This is a genomic window from Crenothrix sp. (genome assembly GCF_043729335.1).
GTDB lineage: Bacteria > Pseudomonadota > Gammaproteobacteria > Methylococcales > Methylomonadaceae > Crenothrix.
In genome coordinates, this window is the sequence record NZ_JAYTLQ010000018.1 from 33,658 (window position 1) to 40,715 (window position 7,058).

The 7,058-nt window shown below is 40.2% G+C and carries 6 protein-coding genes; all 6 read left to right on the forward strand.

What is annotated here, in order from left to right:
* Positions 1–299 precede the first annotated feature (299 nt).
* The 6 genes from ACHZC4_RS04720 (at position 300) to cas7c (ending at position 6,817) form a co-directional block, all read left to right on the forward strand.
* Complete coding sequence (locus tag ACHZC4_RS04720) at positions 300–674, forward strand: CRISPR-associated endonuclease Cas3'' (RefSeq protein WP_394752668.1); 375 nt, start codon at positions 300–302, stop codon at positions 672–674.
* Positions 674–2,980 (forward strand): CRISPR-associated helicase Cas3', encoded by a 2,307-nt coding sequence (gene cas3, locus ACHZC4_RS04725; RefSeq protein WP_394752669.1) that lies wholly within the window; start codon positions 674–676, stop codon positions 2,978–2,980. The genes ACHZC4_RS04720 and cas3 overlap by 1 nt, the downstream gene beginning before the upstream one ends.
* A gap of 75 nt (positions 2,981–3,055) precedes the next feature.
* The gene (locus ACHZC4_RS04730) at positions 3,056–3,214 is read left to right on the forward strand and encodes a hypothetical protein (protein WP_394752670.1); all 159 of its coding nucleotides are present in this window, start codon (positions 3,056–3,058) and stop codon (positions 3,212–3,214) included.
* 127 nt (positions 3,215–3,341) lie between these two features.
* On the forward strand, positions 3,342–4,016 hold the full coding sequence (gene cas5c / locus ACHZC4_RS04735; RefSeq protein WP_394752671.1) for a type I-C CRISPR-associated protein Cas5c: 675 nt from the start codon (positions 3,342–3,344) through the stop codon (positions 4,014–4,016).
* The gene (cas8c, locus tag ACHZC4_RS04740; RefSeq protein ID WP_394752672.1) at positions 4,013–5,914 is read left to right on the forward strand and encodes a type I-C CRISPR-associated protein Cas8c/Csd1; all 1,902 of its coding nucleotides are present in this window, start codon (positions 4,013–4,015) and stop codon (positions 5,912–5,914) included. Before cas5c ends, cas8c begins: the two co-directional genes overlap by 4 nt.
* 39 nt (positions 5,915–5,953) lie before the next feature.
* Positions 5,954–6,817: a type I-C CRISPR-associated protein Cas7/Csd2 gene (gene cas7c / locus ACHZC4_RS04745; protein WP_394752673.1), complete on the forward strand. Its 864-nt coding sequence runs from the start codon at positions 5,954–5,956 to the stop codon at positions 6,815–6,817.
* The last annotated feature ends 241 nt before the right edge of the window (positions 6,818–7,058 follow it).

Below are 7,058 nucleotides of genomic sequence, written 5' to 3' on the forward strand. Positions count from 1 at the left end.
TTAATAAGTAAAATAAGCCAATATATCAATAATATAAATTAATAAATAAAAATAATTGAAATTGTAAAATAAATATGAAATTATAGTAACCATCTTTAAGGTAAGGGAGAGCCTTTATCAAAAGTTGCCGTGTCTATCGTGCAGACTGGGCGACTTTTAAGTGGATAAGAAAAAATATTTTACGGAAAAGGGATAGGCGGGGGCTAGCGAGATTAGAAACCCCATTTTTGCCCATCAGCCACTATCTCTCTTTGCTTCAACATCAATTAATCACACTAGCCCTTCATTGCCCCTCATTAATGACAACAACCCACTCAAACACAAGTTACATAGCCCATGTTCGGTCTTTAGATAAAAGTGAACAAACAGTATCTGAACATTTATTAGAAGTTGCTGAAATTACCAAATCACTCGCTGTAAAAATTAACGTACCTGAAGCAGGTGAATTGATTGGGCTGCTACATGATTTTGGCAAATACAGTAAGTCTTTTCAGGATTACATTAAGTCTGGCACGGGGTTGTTTGACGCTGATAACGCAGATTATGTTGATGCCAAAGCACAAAAAGGAAAAGTAGATCACTCAACGGCTGGCGCACAATGGGTATGGGAAGCGCTGAGTAAATACGGCAAAGGGCGTTTATGCGGCAAAATACTGTCTAAGGCGGGTAATTGATGATTAACCAACCAGTCTACAATGAAGAAACCGATAATGTTTTTTACGCACACTCGACAAAACTAAGCGATAAAAGCGACTGGCAATTGTTGAAAGATCACCTTGTAAATGTCGGTGAACTAGCTGGAGGGTTCGCTGAGGCTTTTAATTGTGCTGAATATGGCAAAGTTGCTGGGTTGCTACATGATTTAGGAAAATATACAGTAGAGTTTCAACAGCGACTTGAAGGCAAGCATCCACGAGTTGACCACGCTACTCATGGTGCAAAAATCGCATTGAAGAAATACAAGGATGGCGGCTATTTTGTTGCTTATTCCATAGCAGGGCATCATGCGGGGCTTGCCAATGGTGAATATCGTGATGACAAAAAACTCAACGAGTTAAAAAAACGGCTTGAAAAGCCCGATTTACCTTTGTTAAAAACAACGTGGCAAACTGAAATTGAACCGTTGTTGCCTGAAAAACTACCCACCCCACCTTTAAAAATCAAAAATTTTTTTCAAGTTAGTTTTTTATCACGCATGATTTTTTCTTGTTTGGTAGATGCTGACCGCTTGGATACTGAAAAATTTTGCCAAATCGCAGAAAACAAGCCGTTGTCAGCACGAGGACAATATCCAAGTCTTGCGGAATTAAAAACTCAATTTGACCAGTCACTCAATGCTTTCCAGCAAAATGACAGCGATATAAATCAAAAACGCAGCATCATTTTATCCACTGTGCGACACAATGCGAAAACACTTGAAGCAGGTTTGTTCAGTTTAACTGTGCCAACAGGCGGCGGCAAAACCTTGACTTCAATGGCATTCGCCCTTGACCACGCTGAAACTTATCAAAAGCGGCGCGTTATTTATGTGATTCCGTTCACCAGTATTATTGAACAAAACGCGGATGTTTTTCGTAAGCAGTTTGGTGAAAGCTATCAGCACGCAATCATTGAACATCACAGCGCATTTAATGATGTTGATATTAAAAATCCTGACAGCAGAACCAAGCTCAACATGGCAATGGAGAATTGGGATGCGCCGATTATTGTCACAACGGCGGTTCAATTTATGGAATCGTTATTTTCTAATCGTCCTAGCGATTGTCGTAAATTACACCGCATTGCCAATAGCGTCATTATTTTAGATGAAGCGCAAACCTTGCCTTTAGATTTATTACGCCCTTGTATGGCGGCGATTGATGAATTGGCAAAAAACTATGGTTGTTCGATAGTGTTATGTACCGCGACACAACCTGCTTTGCTAGAGAAGGAAGACGGCTTTAAAGGTGGTTTTCAAAATGTACGCGAATTAGCCAAATCGGATAGCAAGGACGGTATTAATCCGCAACAGCTTTACAAAGATTTTCAGCGTGTTTCTGTGTCACATATCGGTGAGTTAGATGATGCGGCAATTATTCAACGTTTACACACTGAGGCGCAAATTCTCTGTATCGTCAACACAAGAAGACAAGCGCAAGTGCTTTATCAAGGCATTGTTGAATTAGAAGGTTCATTTCATTTATCAACCTATATGTGTGCGGTTCATCGCAAAAACGTATTAGCAAAAATCAGGTTTGCATTAAAACGCGGCAATCCTTGTCGAGTGATTTCTACCTCTTTAATTGAAGCAGGCGTGGATGTCGATTTTCCGTGTGTTATGCGTTCTGACGCAGGTTTAGATTCGATTGCACAAGCGGCAGGGCGTTGTAATCGTGAAAGTAAAAATAAAAAAGAAGACAGTCATGTTTGGATTTTTACCGCAACAGACCATAAACCACCGCATGAACTAAAAACCTATGCCAGTAAAATGAAAGAAGTCATGGAGTTAGCTGAATTTAAGGACGACTTGTTAGGATTATCAGCGATTAAAGAGTATTTCTCTCGTGTTTATTGGCAAAAAGAAATGGGGCAGAACAGCGAATTAGATAAACACGGTATTTTAAAAACACTTCAAGACAGCAAATTACAAAACTTACCGTTTGATTGGATGGCGCAAAAATTCAAAATGATTAGCACTACCATGAAAACCGTCATCGTACCGTATGACCATTTGGCAATTGATTACATTGAACAATTGGAAAACTTGCCTGAATGGGAAAGCGTCGGGAAATTAGCAAGAAACTTACAGGTTTATACCATTTCTGTGCCGCAACACTCAGCGGGGCAATTAATCAAATTAGGTGCATTGAAATATGTGCAGGCACAACGCTTTGGCGACCAATTTCTAGTATTGGAAAGCGATAATATGTATGAAGAAGACATCGGTTTCAATCTTAAAGCAAATCCGTTGTTAATGAGTGGTGAGGAGTGCGTTTTGTAGAGCGAATCTATTAAACATTTGTAGAAGATTTTCTTTGTGATAAGATGTTGCCTTCTTAAATTGAGCGAGAAAAACATGAAGCAGGTTTTGTTCAAAGTTGAAGAAAAAAGTGATGGTTATCTTGATGTGTCATTTTCTGGTCAAATTTCAAAAACTGAAATGACAAGAACCATTATGGGGGTTGTAAGTGTTGGTTTTACTATTTTTGAAGTAATACAGCATTATATTCACTAGCTTCATGTTAGTGAGTGTCGCTATCTGAAAAAAGATAGTGTGGGTTGAAACTACAAATGTTTAAGAAAGAGAGTCATCACCGACTAAACATCGGTGATGTGGATTTACAAATTAAACAGGAGACAGTATGAGTAAAGGCATTATTTTAAAGGTTTGGGGCGATAATGCCTGTTTTACCCGACCTGAAATGAAAGTAGAGCGCGTTTCTTACGATGTAATGACACCTTCAGCCGCTCGCGGCATTGTGGAGGCGATTCATTGGAAACCTGCGATTCGGTGGATTATCGACCGCATTCATGTTTTACAACCGATTCGCTTTGAAAATATCCGCCGTAATGAAGTGTCAAGTATGACAAAACCAAGCAGTGTGACTTCAGCGATGAAAAAAGGTGATTTGCGTGAACTGATTTTTTATGTCGATGACGGCGATAATCGGCAACAACGCGCTTCGGTGATTTTAAAAAACGTTTGTTATGTCATTGAGGCGCATTTTGAACTCACAGAACACGCCGAAGCATCCGACAACGAAGGCAAGCATATTGATATGGTTAGGCGCAGAGCCAGAGACGGACAATGTTTTTATCAGCCGTATCTAGGCACACGCGAATTTACGGCTAATTTTGAACTCATTGAAAACAAAGCAGATATTCCAAAGTGCGCCGAACAACTTAACGGCGAAAAAGATTTAGGCTGGATGTTGTGGGATATTGATTTTAAAAACGGCATGACCCCGCATTTTTTTCGTGCCAGCATGACAAACGGCATTATCACCGTACCTGCTCCCTCGGAGGTATTGGCATGATTCTTCACGCGTTGGTTAATTATTATGAACGGCTTGCCAAGCAAGACAATGTACTTCCTGCTTATGGTTGGAGTTGGGAAAAAATCAGTTATTGCATTGTGTTGAATGACGATGGTTCAATTTATCAGATTGAGGATATACGCCTTTCTCAACAAGTTAAAAATAAAACTATTCGTCAACCTAACCCGTTAATTGTGCCTGTTTATCCAGAAGGCAGAACCTCAGGCGTAAAAGCCAATTATATTTGGGATAACACCGCTTACGTTTTAGGCGTTTCTGAAAAGCCAAATAAATTAGATGAAAAATATCAGGACTTTTGGAAAAACGTACAAGCGTTTGATGCAACAAATTCCAAAGCCTTGCAAGTGCTACAAAAATTCCCCGCCTTTTGGAATGAGCATAAACAAGAGTATGAGGCTGAATGGAATAAAAAAGATTTTTTAGACAGCAATATTGTTTTTAGAGTTAATAGTTTAGGCAATCAATATGTCCACGCCTGTAACGAATTTAAAAAACAATGGAACAGCATACTTGAGCAATATCTTAGTGAGCTTTCAGACGGACAATGTTTGATTGAGGGAACAACGACAAAAATAGCTGATTTGCACAATCCTATTAAAGGCGTGGATAACGCGCAATCTTCTGGGGCATTACTGGTTTCATTTAACAAAGATGCGTTTGAATCTTACGGATTGAAAAAGGGAAAAAACTCCAGCGTTGGTACAGACGCTGCTTTTAAATATGTAACTGCGCTAAATCATCTATTGCGTCGCGGCGAAAATAATAAACAACGCTTAAAAATCGGTGATGCCATAACGGTTTTTTGGGCAGAATCCGCCAATAAACAGACTGCTGTAGAAGCCGAAGAAGATTTTTTAGGTAATTTGATTAATCCTGATACCGAAGAAACCGCCAGCCCTACCGATGGACAAGAAACCCAAAGTTTAGCCACGGTATTACAGCAAGTTGCACAAGGCATTCCTCTTAAAGAATTACGCCCCGACCTTAACCCCGCGACTAAATTTTATGTTTTAGGTATTTCGCCCAATGCCGCCCGTCTTGCCATTCGCTTTTGGTATGCCACAACGCTTGATGAAATGGCACGGCATATTGGGCAACATTATCAAGATTTACACCTTGAACCGCAGTTTGGTTCTGCTTTGCCTGAAATTTGGAAGCTCACTTATGCAACCGCGCCTATTTATAACGACAACGGCAAACAAAAAACCGATGCGGATAAAATTTCACCACAACTAGCGGGCAATCTTGCGCGTGCTATTTTTACAGGACAACTTTATCCGCAAAGTCTGTTATCTCAAGTATTACTACGGATGCGTTTAGATGGCGTAGTTAGTTTCACCCGTGTAGCTTTATGTAAAGCGGTGATTAACCGCGAAATTCGTTTAAATAAGAAAACCACTCAGGAGATACCCATGAGTTTAGATATTGAAGAAAAAAATCCCGCTTACCGTATGGGGCGGTTGTTTGCAGTGATTGAAGAGATGCAAAAAAAAGCATTAGGGGAAGAGATTAAAGCCACGATTCGTGACCGTTATTGGGGTGCGGCTTCTGCCACGCCCGCGCTGGTTTTTCCGATGTTGGAACGTAATATGATGAATCATCTTTCTAAAATCCGAAAAACAGATTCTTATCCCTACGGTAAAGATAAAACAATAACGGGGCAAAAATTAGCTAGTTCTTTGGATTGGCAAGTCGGGCAAATTAAAGAAGGCATGGAAACGTCCTACCCTAAAAATTTGAATCTGCAAGACCAAGGGCGGTTTGCGATTGGCTATTATCATCAACGCTTCACTCGTAAGATCAAAACGAAAACGGGTGAAGAAATTGAAAATCCAGTCGCCGAAGATACCGATATTTCAGCGCAACCTACTGACTAACAAGCGTAATTACTTTTTAATTTTTTAAGGAAAAACACCATGACCGCACTCAGCAACCGCTACGAATTTGTTTTACTGTTTGACATTAAAGACGGCAACCCCAATGGCGACCCAGACGCAGGTAATATGCCCCGTTTAGACCCAGAAACCAACCAAGGCTTAGTGACCGATGTTTGTTTAAAACGTAAAATTCGCAATTATGTCGAGCTAACGCAAGGCGACAATGCAGGTTATGCGATTTATATGCAGGAAAAAGCCGTGCTAAATAACCAAAACAAATTGGCGTATGACGCGCAAGGTTTAAAGCACGAACAAAAAAAACTGCCCAAAGAAGCGGACAAAGCCAAAGCCTTAACTCAATTTATGTGTGACCATTTTTTTGATGTTCGTACATTTGGTGCAGTGATGAGTACGGAAGTGAATACCGGCACAGTACGAGGCCCGATTCAAATGGCATTTGCACGTTCCATTGATCCTGTTTTCCCCCAAGAAATTTCTATAACCCGTATGGCTGTTACCAACGAAAAGGATGTAGAAAAAGAGCGCACAATGGGACGCAAACATATCATCCCCTACGGCTTATACCGCGCTCATGGTTTTGTTTCTGCATCACTTGCTGAGAAGACAGGCTTTACCGAAGAAGATTTAGAAATTTTATGGAAATCGCTTACCGAAATGTTTGAACATGACCATTCAGCAGCGCGGGGCGAAATGGCAACGCAAAAACTGATTGTGTTCAAACATGCAGACAAATTGGGTAACGCGCCGTCACACAAACTATTCGACCTCATCACAATTAATCGTGCTAATGAAAATGGAACACCAGCACGTAGTTTTAGTGATTATGTTGTGGATATTAATCGTGCTGATTTACCCGCAGGCATTGAAGTTATAGAAAAATAAAGGATATTCTTTTATGAAATATCTGTTGGATACCTGCGTTATTTCCGAATTAACTAAACCTCAACCAAACAACCATGTGCTAACTTGGCTACAGGAAACGCAGTCGTAGGTTGGGTTAGCGATAGCGTAACCCAACAATTAGCTATCAAATAATTAAGGTGAATAACATGCAAACGATTACCTTTACAACCGATGATAATGTCAGTCAGTTATTGCAGGACATTGCCAAAGAGAATAATAA